Here is an 18,130-nt window from a genome sequence, read left to right on the forward strand (position 1 = left end):
ACCTCCGTGAACGCACGAATAGACACAGGAAATGAAGCCTTTTCGGCTGCCGAGCTTGCCACGGCGGAAAGCCGTGCCTCGGCGACGCCGATGATGGAGCAATATATCGAGATCAAGGCGAACAATCCGGGTTCGCTGCTGTTCTATCGCATGGGCGACTTCTACGAGCTGTTCTTCGAGGATGCGCTGGAGGCCTCGCGCGCGCTCGGCATCACGCTGACGAAGCGTGGCCAGCATATGGGCCAGGACATCCCGATGTGCGGCGTTCCCGTGCATGCCGCCGATGATTATCTGCAGAAGCTGATTTCCCTCGGCTTCCGCGTCGCCGTCTGCGAGCAGGTCGAGGATCCGGCCGAGGCAAAGAAACGCGGCGGCAAATCCGTCGTCAGGCGCGATGTCGTGCGCTTGGTCACGCCGGGCACGATCACCGAGGAAAAGCTGCTATCGCCCTCGGAATCCAACTATCTGATGGCGCTCGCCCGCATTCGCGGCGGGGCCGAACCGGCGTTGGCGCTTGCCTGGATCGATATTTCCACCGGCGTCTTCCGTCTGGCGGAGACGGAAAGTTCGCGGCTGCTCGCCGACATCCTGCGCATCGATCCGCGCGAGCTCATCCTGCCCGATACGATCTTCCACGATGCCGAGCTGAAACCCGTCTTTGACGTGCTCGGCCGAACGGCGGTGCCGCAGCCGGCGGTTCTATTCGACAGCGCCAGCGCTGAAGGCCGGATCGCCCGCTATTTCGGGGTTTCGACGCTGGACGGCTTCGGCAGCTTCTCGCGCGCCGAGCTTGCGGCAGCCGCAGCCGCCGTCGCCTATGTCGAGAAGACGCAGATCGCCGAGCGTCCGCCGCTTGGGCAGCCCGAGCGGGAAAGTGCCGCCTCGACGCTGTTCATCGACCCGGCCACCCGCGCCAATCTCGAACTTGCCCGCACGCTGTCGGGCGATCGCAACGGTTCGCTGCTGAAGGCAATCGACCGCACCGTCACCGGCGGCGGCGCCAGGCTTCTCGCCGAGCGGCTGATGTCGCCGCTCACCGATCCCGCCCATATCAATGCGCGGCTCGATTCGATCGGTTTCTTGATCGAAGAGCCGTCGCTCTGCGGCAGGCTGCGCGACACGCTGAAACATGTGCCCGACATGCCGCGGGCGCTCTCCCGTCTGGCGCTCGACCGCGGCGGCCCACGCGATCTCGCCGCCATTCGGCAGGGCCTGCAAGCGGCGGGCGGCATTGCGGATCTGCTCGCCAACGCCATGCTGCCGGAAGAACTCGGCGAGGCGCTGTCCGGGCTGAAAGCGCTTCCCGCGAGCCTGGAAACGCTGCTTGCCGAGACGCTCGCCGATGAACTGCCGCTGCTGAAGCGCGACGGCGGTTTCCTGCGCGACGGCGCCAGCACCGAGCTCGACGAGGTCCGGGCGCTGCGCGACCAGTCGCGTCGCGTCATCGCCGGGCTGCAGCTGCAATATGCCGAGGAAACTGGCATAAGGTCGCTGAAGATCAAGCATAACAATATTCTCGGCTATTTCATCGAGGTCACCGCCGGCAATGCCGCCCCGATGACCGATACGGCCGAAGCCAAGGCCCGCTTCATTCACCGCCAGACGATGGCGAGCGCGATGCGCTTCACCACGACCGAACTTGCCGATCTCGAAAGCCGCATCGCCAACGCCGCCGACCGGGCGCTTTCCATCGAACTCGCCGCTTTCGACCGGATGACGGCGGCCGTTGTGGCTGAAGCCGAGGCGATCAAATCCGGTGCGCGGGCGCTTGCCGTGATCGACGTCGCCGCAGGCCTGGCGCTGCTCGCCGAGGAGCAGGCCTACTGCCGACCGCAGGTCGACGGCTCGAAGATGTTTGCCATCGAGGGCGGCCGTCATCCTGTTGTCGAGCAGGCACTGCGGCGGCAGGCGGGTGGCCCCTTCGTCGCCAACCATTGCGATCTTTCGCCGAAGGACGGCGCCAAGGACGGCGCCATCTGGCTGCTGACCGGCCCGAACATGGGCGGTAAATCGACCTTTCTGCGCCAGAACGCGCTGATCGCGATCCTGGCGCAGATGGGCTCTTTCGTGCCGGCGACATCGGCCCATATCGGCATCGTCGACCGGCTCTTCTCGCGCGTTGGCGCCTCCGACGATCTGGCGCGCGGGCGCTCCACCTTCATGGTCGAGATGGTGGAAACGGCTGCGATCCTCAACCAGGCGAGCGACCGTTCGCTCGTCATTCTCGACGAAATCGGCCGCGGCACCGCCACTTTCGACGGGCTGTCGATCGCCTGGGCCGCCGTCGAGCACCTGCATGAGGCCAATCGCTGCCGCGGCCTTTTCGCCACGCATTTTCACGAATTGACCGTGCTGTCGGAAAAGCTTGGCCGGCTATCGAACGCCACGATGCGCGTCAAGGAATGGGACGGCGACGTGATCTTTCTGCACGAGGTCGGCCCGGGTGCCGCCGACCGCTCCTACGGCATCCAGGTCGCCCGTCTTGCCGGGCTTCCGGCCTCGGTCGTGGCCCGGGCCCGCGACGTGCTCACCCGCCTCGAAGATGCCGACCGCAAGAACCCGGCGAGCCAGCTGATCGACGATCTGCCGCTCTTCCAGGTGGCGGTGCGCCGCGAGGACACGGCCCGCGCTCCGTCCAAGGTCGAGGAGACGCTGAAGGCGATGAGCCTTGACGACATGACGCCGCGCCAGGCGATGGACGCGCTTTACGATCTCAAGAAAAAGCTGAAATAGGAGCGCAGCCCATGTTCATGGAGAAGCTGGTTCGCGAAACCGAGCGTCTGTCGCTCATCTGCTCCATGCTCGACACAATGCGGCGCGCCGACAAAGACCGCAACGCGCGCGGCTGGACATCGCCGATCGGCCTGCTGAAAATCACCCGCTCTTGCGCTATGATCTCTGAACTCGGAACGTCGATCGCCAAGGCGGGTTACCGCGAGTGCGACAGGGCGACGCTCGAGGAGATCCAGCGCGAGACCCGGCAGGTGCTGTATTCGCTGCATGCGCAGGTCGCAGACTGAGGCATTACGGAAAGGCCGCTTGCGGCAAAGCGTCCCGCATCGCAGCATGGCAACACCATTTCGCCAAATTTAAAGGTTCTTGCAGTACGAAGGCCCGTGTCAATCGCCGGGCAAAGAGGTTATAGCGCATGCAGACGAAACGTGAGGCGAGCCTCGATCAGGCAGCCCGGCATGAACAGGAAACCAGCCCTGTGAGCGCGACGCGCAACCTCGATTTCTCGGAAATCCTCGACGCCGAGCTCTTGCAGAAGCAGTGCGACGCCGTTGCCGAGGCCAATCGGAACCGGCCCGACATCATGCGCGCCGATCTTCTCGCGGCCCTGAAAAAGGCGAGCACGGACGGCCGGCAGAAGGCGCGCGCGACCCTTGCCGCCGACGGCAGCGGTCTCAATTGCGCCTATCGGATCTCCTGGCTGCAGGACCAGATTATCACCGTCCTCTATAATTTCGCCACCGCCCATATCTTTCCGCTGCAGAAGGACAAATTCGCGGTGACGGCCGTCGGAGGCTACGGCCGCGACACGTTGGCGCCGGGCTCCGATATCGACCTGCTCTTCCTCTTCCCGCCGAGGCCGGCGGAGGAGACGCACAAGGCGGTCGAATTCATGCTCTACGTGCTCTGGGACATGGGCTTCAAGGTCGGCCACGCCACCCGCACGGTGGAGGAATGCATCGCACTGTCCAAGTCCGACATGACGATCCGTACCGCGATCCTCGAGATGCGCTATATCTGCGGCCTGCAGCGGCTGGAAACCGAGCTCGAGGCCCGCTTCGACAAGGAGATCGTCACCGGAACCGGCCCCGAATTCATCGCCGCCAAGCTGGCCGAGCGCGACGAGCGCCACCGCAAGGCAGGCGACACGCGTTACCTGGTCGAGCCGAACGTCAAGGAAGGCAAGGGCGGGCTTCGAGACCTACACACGCTGTTCTGGATCTCGAAATATTACTACCACGTGCGCGACCAGGCGGAGCTGATCAAGCTCGGCGTCTTGTCGAAACACGAATATCGCCTGCTGCAGAAAGCCGACGATTTTCTCTGGGCGGTGCGCTGCCATATGCACTTCCTGACAGGCAAGGCCGAGGAGCGTCTGTCCTTCGACATTCAGCGCGAGATCGCCGAGGCCTTCGGTTATCACACCCGTCCCGGCCTTTCGGCGGTCGAGCGTTTCATGAAGCACTATTTCCTCGTGGCCAAGGACGTCGGCGATCTCACGCGCATCCTCTGCGCCGCACTCGAAGACCAGCAGGCAAAATCGATCCCGGGCCTCACCGGCGTTATTAGTCGTTTTACCCATCGCACCCGCAAAATCGCCGGCAGCGTCGAATTCGTCGAAGACCGCGGCCGCATCGCTCTCGCCGACGCCGATGTCTTCAAGCGCGACCCGGTCAGCATCCTGCGGCTCTTTCACGTCGCCGACATCAACGGGCTGGAATTCCATCCCGATGCGCTGAAACGCGTCACCCGTTCACTCGCGCTGATCGACGCCAGCTTACGGGAAAACGACGAGGCCAACCGCCTCTTCATGTCGATCCTGACGTCGAAGCGCGACCCGGCGCTGATCCTGCGCCGCATGAACGAGGCCGGCGTGCTCGGCCGCTTCATCCCTGATTTCGGCAAGATCGTCGCGATGATGCAGTTCAACATGTATCACCATTATACGGTCGACGAGCATCTGATCCGCTCCGTCGAGGTTCTCTCGGAGATCGACAAGTCGCGCTCGGAGGATCTGCATCCGCTCGCCAACAAGCTGATCTCGGGAATCGAGGATCGCGAGGCGCTCTATCTCGCCGTTCTCCTCCATGACATCGCCAAGGGCCGCCAGGAGGATCATTCGATCGCCGGCGCCCGCGTCGCCCGCAAGCTCTGCGTCCGCTTCGGACTGTCGCAGAAGCAGACGGAACTCGTCGTCTGGCTGATCGAGGAACATCTGACGATGTCGATGGTGGCGCAGACCCGCGACCTCACCGATCGCAAGACCATTATCGACTTTGCCGACCGCGTGCAGTCGCTCGACCGGCTGAAGATGCTTCTGGTCCTGACGATCTGCGATATTCGCGCCGTCGGCCCCGGCGTCTGGAACGGCTGGAAGGGCCAGCTGCTGCGCACGCTCTATTACGAAACCGAGCTGCTGCTGGCCGGCGGCTTTTCGGAGGTCTCCCGCAAGGAGCGGGCCAATGCCGCCGCCGAGGCGCTGCGCGGCGCCCTTTCCGACTGGAGCCAGAAGGACCGCAACACCTATACGAAGCTGCATTACCAGCCCTACCTGCTCTCCGTGCCGTTGGAAGACCAGCTCCGCCACGCCGACTTCATCCGCCAGGCCGACAAGGCGGGCCAGGCGCTCGCCACCATGGTGCGCACCGACAGCTTCCACGCCATCACTGAAATCACCGTGCTGTCGCCCGACCATCCGCGCCTTCTCGCCGTCATTGCCGGCGCCTGTGCTGCCACGGGCGCCAACATCGTCGACGCACAGATTTTCACGACCTCGGACGGCCGGGCGCTCGATACGATCCATGTCAGCCGCGAATTTGCCGACGATGCCGACGAGCTGCGCCGCGCCGGCACGATCGGGCGGATGATCGAGAATGTACTGGCCGGCCGCAAGCGCCTGCCCGAGGTCATCGCCACGCGCACGCGTAACCGCAAGAAAAGCAAGGCTTTCGACATTCCGCCCTCGGTCAATATCACCAACAGCCTGTCGAACAAGTTCACGGTCATCGAAGTCGAATGCCTCGACCGGCCGGGCCTGCTGTCGGAGATCACCGCCGTGCTCTCCGATCTGTCGCTCGACATCCAGTCGGCGCGCATCACCACCTTCGGCGAGAAGGTGATCGACACCTTCTACGTCACCGACCTCGTGGGTCAGAAAATATCGGGCGATAGCAAGCGCGCCAATATCACCGCCCGCATGAAGGCCGTGATGGCGGAGGAGCAGGACGAGCTGCGCGAGCGCATGCCCTCCGGCATCATCGCGCCCGCCGCCACCCGAACATCGCCCGCAGCCGAAAAGAAAGCCGATTCCCCCGCATGAGCCCCAAAGCATGAGCCTCGTCAAGAAATTCGCGACCGTCGGCGGCGCCACTCTCGGCAGCCGGATTTTCGGTTTCGCCCGTGAAACGCTGATGGCGGCGGCGCTCGGCACCGGGCCGATGGCCGACGTCTTCTACGCCGCCTTCCGTTTTCCGAACCTCTTCCGCCGGCTGTTTGCCGAAGGGGCCTTCAATGCCGCCTTCGTGCCGCTCTTTGCCAAGGAAATCGAGGCGAACGGCACGGACGGCGCCAAGCGCTTTTCGGAAGAAGTCTTCGGCGTCTTGTTTTCGGTGCTGCTCCTCATCACCATCGTGATGGAGCTTGCCATGCCGCTCTTGGTGCGCTTCATCATCGCGCCGGGTTTTGCCGACGATCCCGACAAGTTCTCGATCACGATCCGCATGGCGGCCGTGATGTTTCCCTATCTGATGTGCATGTCGCTGACGGCGATGATGAGCGGCATGCTGAATTCGCTGCATCATTTCTTCGCCGCCGCCATCGCCCCCGTCTTCCTCAACGTGGTGATGATCGGGGCGCTGTTTTATTCGCTCTATACCGGCGCCGATCCGCTCGCGACAGCATGGTATCTCTCCTGGGGCGTTCTTGCCGCCGGGGTGCTGCAGCTCGCCGTCGTCTATATCGGCGTGCTGGCGGCCGGCATGAGCATCGGCTTGCGCTTCCCGAAAATGACGCCCAACGTCAAGCGGCTCCTAATTCTGGCCGTGCCGGCCGCCGTCACCGGCGGCATCACCCAGATCAACCAGCTGATCGGCCAGGCGATCGCCTCCTCCCGCGACGGCGCGATCGCCGCCCTGCAATATGCCGACCGCATCTATCAGCTTCCGCTCGGCGTCGTCGGCGTCGCCGTCGGCGTCGTGCTGTTGCCGGAGCTTGCCCGGGCACTGAAGGGTGGGGCGCTGCGCGAAGCGGCAAACTTGCAGAACCGCTCGATCGAATTCGTGCTGTTCCTGACCATCCCCGCCGCTTTCGCGCTGTGGATCCTCTCGGACGAGATCATCCGCGTGCTCTATGAGCGCGGCGCCTTCCATCAGGAAAACACCACCGTCGTCGGTTCGATTCTCGCGATTTACGGGATCGGGCTGCCGGCCTTCGTGCTGATCAAGGCGCTGCAGCCGGGCTTTTATGCCCGCGAGGACACCAAGACGCCGATGCGCTTCTCGGCGATCGCAGTGGGGACCAACTGCGCGACGGCGCTGACCCTCTTTCCTTTTATGGGCGCGCCCGGCATCGCCGTCGCCGAAGCCACCGCCGGCTGGATCAGCACGCTTCTGCTGTTCACCACGCTTCTGCGCCGCGGCCATCTGACATGGGAATGGGCGTTGGCAAAACGCGCCGCCCTGCTGATCGTCGCCTCGGCCGTCATGGGCGCGGCGATCGTCGTCCTCAAGCAATATTGGGCGCCATGGCTCGCCTCCGGCGCGCCGCTTCTGACAAAGGTCGGTACGCTGGGGCTGCTGATCGCAATCGCCATGCTCATCTATTTCGCCGCCGCTTTCCTGATCGGCGGGGCGGACCTCGGCATGATCCGGCGCAATCTGAACCGCAAGCCGGTGCCGGCGAAGGATGCGTGAAACCAGGGTAATTGCCAATACCAGCCCCTCGTCCGGCTGCCGCCACCTTCTCCCGTTCTGACGGGGAGAAGGGACTTGCCGCACCGTCACGCCGCTCTCAAGACTCTCGTAGGGCATGTCCCCTCGCCCCGTTTACGGCGAGAGGGTTAGGGTGAGGGGCAAAAGCCACCATCGCAAACCGGGCAGTCGTGGCACAACCCCCTGCACACCTTCTCTCCCGCTTAACAATCGACCCATCGCCGTTGCGGGCCGACATCGACATGAATAATGCCGTTGCAATAGCTGCCGATGCCGCCGATGCCAGGAGCTGTCCTGGCGGCAGCAATGATTGTTCGTTCCGAGAGGCCCGGCACCCTGATATCGGCCGCCAGGCATTTTCCATGCAGGGAGCCATGACGGCGGGGATGCGGCCGGAGGCCGGAGGTGACGATCGGGCGGCGTCCGGTCTTTGTGGCGATATGCGAGAGGATCGCTCGCAGGCGCTCTGGAAAACAGCCGGCACGCACGCTGACGGTCTGGACCGCATAGGCGAGACGCGCCTCATGCTTGGGAAGATGAATGACCGGTCTCTTGCTGTCTTGACCGACGGCGCCGGTTGCGGATTGTAGGGCGAAAAGGCCTGCCAGGGCGAGCAAACTGACGTTCTGCATGGTCCCTCCGGTCGGTTAGGCTGGCGATCAATGGACTGGCCAGCACGGCCGAGGATTTTCAGTTCAATAAAAGCTTTTCTGTGAAATTTTATACTCAATTTGAACTAAGAACGCTGATCAATTTGGCTTAAAAATGAGCATCCTTCGCGTTCGCGGTGGAATAAACATCCAAACATCGGAGATCACATGACGCTTCAGTCTCTATTTCTCGTCACGCTCGTCGTCGACGATTACGACCGCGCCAAGCGCTTCTATTGCGGCACCCTCGGTTTTGATTGCCTTCAGGACGAGCCCCAGCCTGAGGGCAAACGCTGGGTGGTCGTGAAGCCGAAAGGCGGAGATGGCGCCGCCTTTCTGCTGGCGCAGGCGGCAAACGAGACGCAGCGCGCGGCGATCGGCAACCAGACCGGCGGCCGCGTCGGCTTCTTCCTGAAGACCGACGATTTCGCTCGCGATCATGCCGCGATGCTCGGCGCCGGCGTGCGCTTTCTGGAGGAGCCCAGGCATGAGGTTTACGGCACGGTTGCCGTCTTTGCGGATCCCTACGGCAACACCTTCGATCTGATCCAGCATGCCGCAGCCCGAACCCCTTGATTGCGACCGGCCGCCCGTGCATAAGCCGCGGCGTTAGCAACATAGGCGGGAAGCCTTGGGGCCCTCCACCAGCCTTTTGAGGACGACATGAGCGAATTCAAGAAACTCGTATTCTCCGGCGTGCAGCCGACCGGCAATCTGCATCTCGGCAACTATCTCGGCGCGATCCGCCGCTTCGTGGCGCTGCAGGAAGGCAATGACTGCATCTATTGCGTCGTCGACATGCATGCCCTCACGGCTCAGCTGGTGCACGTGGATATGCCGAGCCAGACGCGCTCGATCGCCGCCGCCTTCATTGCCGCCGGCATCGATCCGGAAAAGCATATCGTCTTCAATCAGTCGGCCGTGCCGCAGCACGCGGAACTCGCCTGGATATTCAATTGTGTCGCCCGCATCGGCTGGATGAACCGCATGACGCAGTTCAAGGACAAGGCCGGCAAGGACCGTGAGCAGGCCTCCCTCGGCCTCTACGCCTATCCGAGCCTGATGGCCGCCGACATCCTCGTCTATCGCGCCACCCATGTGCCCGTTGGCGAGGACCAAAAGCAGCATCTGGAGCTTGCCCGCGACATTGCGATGAAGTTCAACCTCGATTATGCCGAGCATATTCGCAAGAGCGGCTACGGCATCGACATCACCGTCGGCGACGAGCCGGTGCATGCCTATTTCCCGATGGTCGAACCCTTGATCGGCGGACCGGCGCCGCGCGTCATGTCGCTGCGCGACGGCACCAAGAAAATGTCGAAATCGGACCCTTCCGACCTTTCGCGCATCAATCTGATGGACGACGAGGAGGCGATCTCGAAGAAGATCCGCAAGGCCAAGACCGATCCGGACGGTTTGCCGAGCGAGGTCGACGGGCTGCAGGGCCGGCCGGAAGCCGACAATCTGGTGGCGATCTATGCCGCGCTCGCCGACAAATCGAAAGCCGAGGTTCTGGCCGAGTTCGGCGGCCAGCAATTCTCCGTCTTCAAGCCGGCGCTGGTCGATCTCGCCATCCATGTGCTGGCGCCGATCACCGGCGAGATGCGCCGGTTGATGGACGATACCAGCCATATCGACGCGATCCTGCGCAGGGGCGGCGAACGCGCCCGAGCCCGCGCCGAGGTGACGATGAACCAGCTGCGCGACGTCATCGGCTTCCTTTACTGAGGCAGATCTCCTCTTCTTACCCTTCGGGGGAAGAGGATCTATTCGGAAGGAGAAGCGGCAAAAACTGCGCTTGCAATTTTTCCGCTTCAGGTGTCAGAGTCCGCCCCATGGTATCGAAGCGACTCTCACGGCTCGAAGGTCACCGGCGCAAATTCATGGCGGTGATCGACGGGACACCCGAATGCCAGCGCGCCGTTCATTATGCCGGCCGGCGCGCGAAGAACTCCAATGGCGGCCTGGTGCTGCTCTATGTGATCCCGAACGGCGATTTCCAGCAATGGCTCGGCGTCGAGGAGATCATGCGGGCCGAGGCGCGCGAGGAAGCCGAGGCAACGGTTGCCAAGATCGCCCAGATCGTGCGCGAGACGATCGGCATCGAGCCCGAAGTCGTCATCCGCGAAGGCAGTGCCGCCGAGCAGATCAACGCCGTGATCGAGGAAGACCGCGATGTGGCGATCCTCGTTCTTGCCGCCGGCTCGGCGAAAGAAGGCCCGGGACCACTGGTTTCGTCGGTCGCCGGACGCGCGGCGGCGTTTCCGATCCCCGTCACCGTCCTGCCGGATACGCTGACCAACGAGGAAATCGACGCCCTCTGCTGAGCCTATTTCTTGAGTACAAGTCTCTTGATTAGGCCAGGCAATGGGCTTATCTTCTTTTGAGGAATTCTAAAGACGGCCGAGGTCTCGAGCCTGTCACATGGAGAGCCAGATGTTCATTCAGACCGAAGCCACGCCGAACCCCGCCACACAGAAGTTCCTGCCGGGTAAGGTCGTCATGGAAAACGGCACCGCCGAATTCCGCAGCGCCGAAGAGGCTGAAGCCTCGCCGCTCGCCGCCCGGCTGTTCGAAATCCCTGGCGTTACCGGCGTCTATTTCGGCTATGATTTCATTTCCGTCTCCAAGGACAACGCCGACTGGCAGCATCTTAAGCCGGCTATCCTTGGCTCGATCATGGAGCATTTCATGTCCGGCAAGCCGGTCATGGGGAATGCCTCCATCCTTTCAGAGGATGCCGATGCCGGCGACGAGTTCTTTGACGAAGGCGACGAATCGATCGTGCTGACCATCAAGGAACTTCTGGAGACCCGCGTGCGCCCGGCCGTCGCCCAGGACGGCGGCGACATCACCTTCCGTGGTTTCAAGGACGGCAAGGTCTATCTGAACATGAAAGGCTCCTGCTCCGGCTGCCCGTCTTCGACGGCGACGCTGAAGCACGGCGTCCAGAACCTGCTGCGCCATTTTGTTCCCGAAGTGCAGGAAGTCATTGCCGCTTAAGAATTTGGAATTCGCTCCGGCCGTTCATCTCAGGTTCGGTTGGACGGTTTATGGTTAGGCGACAAACAGTTTATTCGGAAATTGATGGCATGATCGTTCTGGCGCTCGACACGGCAGGTGTGGATTGCGCTGCCGCCGTTTATGACAGCGGCAGAAATACGGTGCTGGGGGAGGCATCGGACATGATCGGCAAGGGGCATGCTGAACATCTGATCGGTATCGTCGATCGCGCGCTGGATCAGGCGGGAGTGACACTTTCTCAGATCGACCGCCTTGCCGTCACCATCGGCCCCGGCTCCTTTACCGGTATCCGCGTCGGCGTTGCCGCAGCCCGCGGTTTTGCGCTTTCCCTCAATGTGCCCGTCATCGGCGTCACCACGCTCGAGGTGATGGCCGCCGCCCAGCGGGAGAAGACGCCCGGCCGCGCCGTGCTGGCGGCGATGGACGCCAAGCGGGACGAAATCTATCTCCAGTCCTTCGCAGCCGATGGTTCCCCGCTCGATCAGCCGCGGGCGGCAAGTCTCGCCGAGGCGCAGGCTTTCGCCGCCGGCTTCGATGGTGAAATGACCGGTTCGGCAACGCCGCTCCTGAAGGCCGGCGCCGGTGGCGATCATCCCAATGTCTTTCCGACTTCGATTGTCGCGCGTCTGGGGGCTGCCGTCCCTGCCGATGCCGGAAAGCCCAAGCCCCTTTATCTGCGCGGACCGGATGCCAAGCCGCAGGCCGGATATGCGATTGCGCGACGAGTGTGACCATGCTGGAAGCCTATCTGACGCTGAAGCCGGAATTCGAAATCATCGCCATGGAGCGCGAGGATTGCCGCGATGTCGCCGTCCTGCATGGCGAGCGTTTCGCCCGGCCCTGGGGCGACGGCGAATTCCACAGCCTGCTGTCGCAGGAGACTGTTTTCGGCTTCGTCGCGCGCCAGACCAACGCCATCCTGAAAAAACCGCTCCCCGGCTTTATCCTTGCGCGTGAGGTCGCCGGCGAGGCCGAGATCCTGACGATTGCCGTGCAGGCGAAGGTCGCCCGCGCCGGGCTGGGCTGGCGGCTGATGCAGGCGGCAATGCGCGAGGCGCGGGCGCGTGGCGGCGAGAGCGTGTTTCTCGAGGTCGACAGCGGCAATACGGCCGCACTCGGCCTTTACCGCAAGCTCGGCTTTGAAAAGGTCGGCGAGCGCCAAGGCTACTACAAGCAGGAAAACGGCGCCCGCTCCACGGCGCTTGTCATGCAGCGCGTTCTTCGATAGTTCCGTGGCAGAAAGATGACATCCGCACCGGCACGAACGCCGTGCAGGCATGTCGAAACACGAATATCTCTAGAGGCGGCCATGACCGATGTAGCCAAGACCCTTGAGGAGCTTTGCACCGAACGCGGCATGCGCATGACCGAGCAGCGCCGCGTGATCGCACGCATCCTCGAAGAGTCGGAAGACCATCCTGACGTCGAAGAGCTTTACCGCCGTTCGGTGAAGGTCGATGCGAAGATCTCGATCTCGACGGTCTATCGCACCGTCAAATTGTTCGAGGATGCCGGCATCATCGCCCGCCACGACTTCCGCGACGGGCGCTCGCGCTACGAAACGGTGCCGGAAGAGCATCATGACCACCTCATCGACCTGAAGACCGGCACGGTCATCGAATTCCGTTCGCCGGAGATCGAGGCGCTGCAGGAGCGCATCGCCCGCGAGCACGGCTTCCAGCTGGTCGACCACCGCCTGGAGCTCTACGGCATTCCGTTGAAGAAGGAAGATATCTGAAGCGATGGCAGCCCGGGAGTGCCGCATTTGATCGCCTGGCTGCGCATTGCCTTCGCTGCAGTCGTCATCCTTGCCGTCAGCATCGTGCTCATGCCGCTGCAGGTGTTGGCGCTGCGTTTCGACTGGCGGCTGCGCCGCAGACTTCCGCGCGTCTGGCACCGTATCATCTGTTATTGCCTCGGCCTCCGCGTTCGGGTGACGGGCAGGCTGGAATACCGTCGGCCGCTGATGCTCTGCTCCAACCATTCGTCCTGGCTTGACATCATGGTCCTGTCGGCCGTCGCCGACGTCGCCTTCATCGCCAAGATCGAGGTCAGCGACTGGCCGATCTTCGGCACCCTCGCCAAGCTGCAGAAAAGCGTGTTCGTTGTGCGCGAGGAGAGGCGCAAGACCGGCCATCAGGCAAATGAGATCGCCGGGCGCATGGCCGACGGGGAAATCGTCGTGCTCTTCCCCGAGGGCACGACCTCGGACGGCAACCGGTTGCTGGAGGTCAAGTCGTCGCTGTTCGGCGCTGCCGCGATGGCGGTGCCTTATTCGCCGACGGGAACCGTCGTGGTGCAGCCGGTGGCAGTTGCCTATACCAGGGTGCACGGCATTCCGATGGGACGCTACCACCGGCCGCTTGCCGCCTGGCCGGGGGATATCGAGCTCCTGCCGCATCTGATCGACATCCTCAAATGCGGCGCCATCGACGCGGAAGTTTCCTTCGGTGAGGCGGTGGAATACCGCGCCGACAGCAATCGCAAGCAGGTGAGCGCGACGATCGCCTCGCGCATCCGCAGCCTTCTCAACACAAGCCTGCGTGGTCGCGATATCGGCTAAGCCGAGAGGTCTCTTTTCTCGGGCGGCAAAAACCACTAAATACCGCGCCATGACACAGGATAACGCCCTTCTTCAGGCCCCCGAAGTTTCTCTCCGTGACGGCAGCAACAGCCGCAAGGTCTTCATCAAGACCTATGGCTGCCAGATGAACGTCTACGATTCCATGCGCATGAGCGATGCGCTTGCTCGCGACGGCTACGAACCGACCGAAGACATGGAACAGGCGGATCTCGTTCTGCTCAACACCTGTCATATCAGAGAGAAGGCGGCGGAGAAGGTCTATTCGGCGCTCGGACGGCTGCGCGAGATGAAAAAGAAGAAGGCAGCCGACGGCCGGGAGATGATGATCGGCGTAACCGGCTGCGTCGCCCAGGCCGAAGGTGAGGAGATCCTGCGCCGGGCGCCGGCTGTCGACGTCGTCATCGGGCCGCAGACCTATCACCGTTTGCCGGAGGCGCTGCGCCGGGCCAAGGAGGGCCAGCGCGTCGTCGATACGGAATATGCGATCGAGGACAAGTTCGAGCATCTGCCGATTGCGGAGAGCCGCAAGATCCGCGCCCGCGGCGTCACTGCCTTCCTGACGGTGCAGGAGGGTTGCGACAAGTTCTGCACCTTCTGTGTCGTGCCGTATACGCGCGGCTCGGAAGTGTCGCGGCCGGTCTCGCAGATCGTCGAGGAGGCCGAAAAGCTCGTCGAAGCCGGAGTGCGCGAAATCACCCTGCTCGGCCAGAACGTCAACGCCTGGCATGGCGGCGGACCGCGTGGCGAGGCATGGAGCCTCGGCGACCTCCTCTACCGCCTTGCCGAGATCCCCGGCCTGGCGCGGCTGCGTTATACCACAAGCCATCCGCGCGACATGGACGACCGGTTGATCGAGGCCCATCGCGACCTCCGGGCGCTGATGCCCTACCTGCACCTGCCGGTGCAATCGGGCTCCGACCGGATCCTCAAAGCGATGAACCGGCGTCATACGGCCGCCGAATATTTGAGTCTGATCGAGCGCATCCGCGCCGTGCGGCCGGACATCGCGCTATCGGGCGATTTCATCACCGGTTTTCCGGGGGAGACAGACAAGGATTTTGAGGATACACTCAGACTTGTGGAGGAGGTGCGCTATGCGCAGGCCTTCTCATTCAAATACTCGACTCGGCCGGGCACGCCCGGCGCGGAACTGAAGGACCAGGTGCCGGAAGAGATCAAGGCAGAACGGCTGGAACGCCTGCAAGCGCTTCTTTTGAAGCAGCAGCAGGAATTTGCCGAATCCTGCATCGGCAAGGAGATCGATCTGCTGCTCGAAAAGCCGGGCCGCATGCCGGGCCAGCTGATCGGACGTTCTCCCTGGCTTCAATCCGTGAATGTTGATGCAAAAGCATCGCAAATCGGTGACATTATCAAAGTGCGAATCACCGGAACCGGAACGAACAGCCTGTTTGCCGAACGCGCAGAGGCTGCGGTTTAACCCAAGGAGCCCGACCGCTTGAACGGACAAGAATTGGTTTCTTCTTCACCGCGCCACCCCCGCACGCCGAGCGACACCAATCACTTCGTCCTGACGTTCGAGAACAATCGGTTCGCCAGCGAACTCTTCGGCCAGTTCGACCAGAACCTCAAGCTGCTCGAGGAGCGGCTGAACATCAATGCGCGGGCGCGCGGCAATTCCGTCGTCATATCGGGCGATGTCGTGACCACAAATCAGGCGCGGCGCACGCTCGATTATCTCTATGAAAAGCTTCAGAAAGGCGGCAGCGTGGAACGATCCGACGTCGAGGGCGCAATCCGCATGGCGGTCGCCGCCGACGATCAGCTCAGCCTTCCCACCATGGAGCGCAAGGCCAAGCTGACAATGGCGCAGATTTCGACGCGCAAGAAGACGATCATCGCTCGCACGCCGACGCAGGACGCCTATATCAGGGCGCTGGAGCGCGCCGAGCTCGTCTTCGGCGTCGGCCCGGCCGGCACTGGCAAGACCTATCTCGCCGTTGCCCATGCCGCCCAGATGCTGGAGCGCGGCGCGGTCGAAAAGATCATCCTGTCGCGCCCGGCCGTCGAGGCCGGCGAGCGCCTCGGCTTCCTGCCCGGCGATATGAAGGAAAAGGTCGACCCCTATCTTCGCCCGCTCTATGACGCGCTCTACGATATGATCCCGGCCGACAAGGTCGATCGGGCGATCACCGCCGGCGTCATTGAAATCGCCCCGCTCGCCTTCATGCGCGGCCGCACGCTCGCCAACGCCGCCATCATCCTCGACGAAGCGCAGAACACGACGTCGATGCAGATGAAGATGTTCCTGACGCGCCTCGGCGAAAATGCCCGCATGATCGTCACCGGCGACCCGAGCCAGATCGACCTGCCGCGCGGCGTCAAATCCGGCCTCGTCGAGGCTCTGGAGCTGCTGAACGGCGTCGAGGGCATCTCGATCGTGCGCTTCAAGGATACCGACGTCGTGCGTCATCCGCTGGTCGGCCGCATCGTCAGAGCCTATGACGCCACCTATCTTGTCGAAGCCGAAGACGTCGGTCGGCAGGGCTGATGGCCGAACTCGATATCCAGATCAGCATCGAGGACATCGGCTGGCCCGGCGAGGAAACGCTGCTGGTTTTTTGCGAGCGCGTGCTCGGAGCCGCCGCGGTCTATCTGCGCGACAATGAGAAGCAGCCCTTTCCGACGATGCCGCCCGAGGTTTCGCTGGTCTTTACCGACGATGCCTCGATCCAGGACATCAATGCCGAATGGCGCGGCAAGGACAAGCCGACCAATGTGCTCTCCTTCCCGGCCTTTCCGGTTCAGCGGGGCAAGCTGCCCGGGCCGATGCTCGGCGACATCATCATCGCCCGGGAGACGGTGGAGCGGGAAGCCCAGGAACTCGAAAAGAGCTTCGACGACCACCTGACCCATCTGCTGGTGCACGGTTTCTTGCATCTTCTCGGCTACGACCATATGAATAATGCCGAAGCCGAAATTATGGAGGCGCTGGAGACTCGCATTTTGGCGCAGCTCGGCCTATCTGATCCCTACGAGGGTCAAGACCTTAAAATGGAACCATGAGCGACTTTACGACGAAGCCGGCGGCAGACGCCAAGGACTCCGAATCATCCTCTTCTTCGGATGAGGTCGGCAGTAGTAGTCGGCCATCCGGCCGATCCCAATCCTTCTGGTCGCGCGCCGCCCGCATTCTCCGCCCGCAGCAGGGCTCGCGACTGCGCGAGGATCTTGCCGATGCGCTGATGACCGATGCGGCCGGCGACGACGCTTTTTCGCCCGATGAGCGGGCGATGCTGCACAATATCCTGCGCTTTCGCGAGGTGCGCGTCGCCGACGTGATGGTGCCGCGCGCCGATATCGAGGCGGTGGACCAGAACATCACCATCGGCGAGCTGATGATCCTTTTCGAGGAATCCGGCCGCTCGCGCATGCCTGTTTATGCCGATACGCTCGACGACCCGCGCGGCATGGTGCATATCCGCGACCTGCTCTCCTATGTCGCCAAGCAGGCGCGCAACAAGCGCCGCGGCCCGGCAAAGCCGGCCGCTGCAGCGCCGGCGATCGAGGTCGCGCCGGAGAACATTCAGAAACCGCCGCGCTCGACCAAGCCGAATTTCGATCTTGCCCGGGTCGATCTGCAGAAGACGCTGGCCGAAGCCGGCATCATCCGCAAGATCCTGTTCGTGCCGCCGTCGATGCTGGCCTCCGACCTCTTGCGCCGAATGCAGGTGAACCGTACGCAGATGGCGCTGGTCATCGACGAATATGGCGGCACCGATGGGCTCGCCTCGCATGAGGACATCGTCGAGATGGTGGTCGGCGACATCGACGACGAACATGACGACGAAGAGGTGATGTTCAAGCGCGTCGCCGAAGACATCTTCGTCGCCGACGCCCGTGTCGAGCTGGAAGAGATCGCCGAAGCGATCGGACCGGATTTCGACATCAGCGAACAGGTCGACGAGGTCGACACGCTGGGCGGGCTGATCTTCTCCGCGCTCGGCCGCATCCCCGTCCGCGGCGAAGTCGTTCAGGCCCTGCCGAACTTCGAATTCCACATCCTCGACGCCGATCCGCGCCGCATCAAGCGGCTGCGCATCACCCGTAAACGCCACGCGATCCGCCGCCGCGCCAAGGAGGCTGGCGACATCACGCCCGGATCCGAGACCGGCGATGACCGGCCGGCCGAATCGACTACCAACTAGGCATCGGTACGGAAATCGGAATCGCCTTTCGGGCCGATGCGGAAC

General features: G+C 63.0%; 17 protein-coding genes. 16 read left to right on the plus strand and 1 reads right to left on the minus strand.

Going from position 1 to position 18,130, the window contains the following annotated elements:
* Positions 1–6 precede the first annotated feature (6 nt).
* The 4 genes from mutS to murJ all read left to right on the plus strand — a co-directional run bounded on the left by mutS (position 7) and on the right by murJ (position 7,643).
* Positions 7–2,733 carry a DNA mismatch repair protein MutS gene (gene mutS / locus B5E41_RS00985; RefSeq protein ID WP_088390348.1) on the plus strand — a complete coding sequence of 909 codons (2,727 nt, stop codon included), beginning with the start codon at positions 7–9 and terminating at the stop codon, positions 2,731–2,733.
* A gap of 11 nt (positions 2,734–2,744) precedes the next feature.
* The gene (locus B5E41_RS00990) at positions 2,745–3,020 is read left to right on the plus strand and encodes a hypothetical protein (RefSeq protein ID WP_064800449.1); all 276 of its coding nucleotides are present in this window, start codon (positions 2,745–2,747) and stop codon (positions 3,018–3,020) included.
* Between the two features lie 128 nt (positions 3,021–3,148).
* Positions 3,149–6,052 (plus strand): [protein-PII] uridylyltransferase, encoded by a 2,904-nt coding sequence (locus tag B5E41_RS00995; protein WP_088390350.1) that lies wholly within the window; start codon positions 3,149–3,151, stop codon positions 6,050–6,052.
* Positions 6,053–6,062: 10 nt separating this feature from the next.
* A complete protein-coding gene (gene murJ, locus B5E41_RS01000; protein WP_088390352.1) occupies positions 6,063–7,643 on the plus strand; it encodes a murein biosynthesis integral membrane protein MurJ in 1,581 nt (526 codons plus the stop codon).
* 221 nt (positions 7,644–7,864) lie between these two features.
* Here the strand turns inward: murJ and B5E41_RS01005 are convergent, their stop codons facing one another.
* Entirely contained in the window at positions 7,865–8,293 is a 429-nt protein-coding gene (locus B5E41_RS01005) for a YcbK family protein (RefSeq protein ID WP_088390354.1), read from the minus strand.
* 186 nt (positions 8,294–8,479) lie between these two features.
* Here B5E41_RS01005 and B5E41_RS01010 point away from each other — a divergent pair, with 186 nt between their 5' ends.
* The 12 genes from B5E41_RS01010 to B5E41_RS01065 all read left to right on the plus strand — a co-directional run bounded on the left by B5E41_RS01010 (position 8,480) and on the right by B5E41_RS01065 (position 18,085).
* On the plus strand, positions 8,480–8,887 hold the full coding sequence (locus tag B5E41_RS01010) for a VOC family protein (protein WP_088390356.1): 408 nt from the start codon (positions 8,480–8,482) through the stop codon (positions 8,885–8,887).
* An 87-nt stretch (positions 8,888–8,974) separates the two neighbouring features.
* Positions 8,975–10,039: a tryptophan--tRNA ligase gene (gene trpS, locus B5E41_RS01015; protein WP_088390358.1), complete on the plus strand. Its 1,065-nt coding sequence runs from the start codon at positions 8,975–8,977 to the stop codon at positions 10,037–10,039.
* 107 nt (positions 10,040–10,146) lie between these two features.
* Complete coding sequence (locus tag B5E41_RS01020; protein WP_011423764.1) at positions 10,147–10,638, plus strand: universal stress protein; 492 nt, start codon at positions 10,147–10,149, stop codon at positions 10,636–10,638.
* Between the two features lie 109 nt (positions 10,639–10,747).
* Positions 10,748–11,314: a NifU family protein gene (locus B5E41_RS01025; protein WP_088390741.1), complete on the plus strand. Its 567-nt coding sequence runs from the start codon at positions 10,748–10,750 to the stop codon at positions 11,312–11,314.
* A gap of 89 nt (positions 11,315–11,403) precedes the next feature.
* Entirely contained in the window at positions 11,404–12,066 is a 663-nt protein-coding gene (tsaB, locus tag B5E41_RS01030) for a tRNA (adenosine(37)-N6)-threonylcarbamoyltransferase complex dimerization subunit type 1 TsaB (RefSeq protein WP_088390360.1), read from the plus strand.
* A gap of 2 nt (positions 12,067–12,068) precedes the next feature.
* Positions 12,069–12,563 (plus strand): GNAT family N-acetyltransferase, encoded by a 495-nt coding sequence (locus tag B5E41_RS01035; protein WP_088390362.1) that lies wholly within the window; start codon positions 12,069–12,071, stop codon positions 12,561–12,563.
* An 81-nt stretch (positions 12,564–12,644) separates the two neighbouring features.
* The gene (locus tag B5E41_RS01040) at positions 12,645–13,073 is read left to right on the plus strand and encodes a Fur family transcriptional regulator (protein WP_088390364.1); all 429 of its coding nucleotides are present in this window, start codon (positions 12,645–12,647) and stop codon (positions 13,071–13,073) included.
* 27 nt (positions 13,074–13,100) lie between these two features.
* The gene (gene olsA / locus B5E41_RS01045) at positions 13,101–13,898 is read left to right on the plus strand and encodes a lyso-ornithine lipid O-acyltransferase (RefSeq protein ID WP_088390743.1); all 798 of its coding nucleotides are present in this window, start codon (positions 13,101–13,103) and stop codon (positions 13,896–13,898) included.
* A gap of 49 nt (positions 13,899–13,947) precedes the next feature.
* Entirely contained in the window at positions 13,948–15,357 is a 1,410-nt protein-coding gene (gene miaB, locus B5E41_RS01050; protein ID WP_088390366.1) for a tRNA (N6-isopentenyl adenosine(37)-C2)-methylthiotransferase MiaB, read from the plus strand.
* Positions 15,358–15,375: 18 nt separating this feature from the next.
* Positions 15,376–16,428: a PhoH family protein gene (locus tag B5E41_RS01055; protein ID WP_088390368.1), complete on the plus strand. Its 1,053-nt coding sequence runs from the start codon at positions 15,376–15,378 to the stop codon at positions 16,426–16,428.
* Positions 16,428–16,943, plus strand: coding sequence for an rRNA maturation RNase YbeY (gene ybeY / locus B5E41_RS01060; RefSeq protein WP_064800438.1), 516 nt, complete (start codon positions 16,428–16,430; stop codon positions 16,941–16,943). The genes B5E41_RS01055 and ybeY overlap by 1 nt, the downstream gene beginning before the upstream one ends.
* Positions 16,940–18,085 carry a hemolysin family protein gene (locus B5E41_RS01065; RefSeq protein WP_088390370.1) on the plus strand — a complete coding sequence of 382 codons (1,146 nt, stop codon included), beginning with the start codon at positions 16,940–16,942 and terminating at the stop codon, positions 18,083–18,085. Before ybeY ends, B5E41_RS01065 begins: the two co-directional genes overlap by 4 nt.
* The last annotated feature ends 45 nt before the right edge of the window (positions 18,086–18,130 follow it).

Source organism: Rhizobium esperanzae (assembly GCF_002204185.1).
In the GTDB taxonomy this organism is placed as follows: Bacteria; Pseudomonadota; Alphaproteobacteria; order Rhizobiales; family Rhizobiaceae; genus Rhizobium; species Rhizobium esperanzae.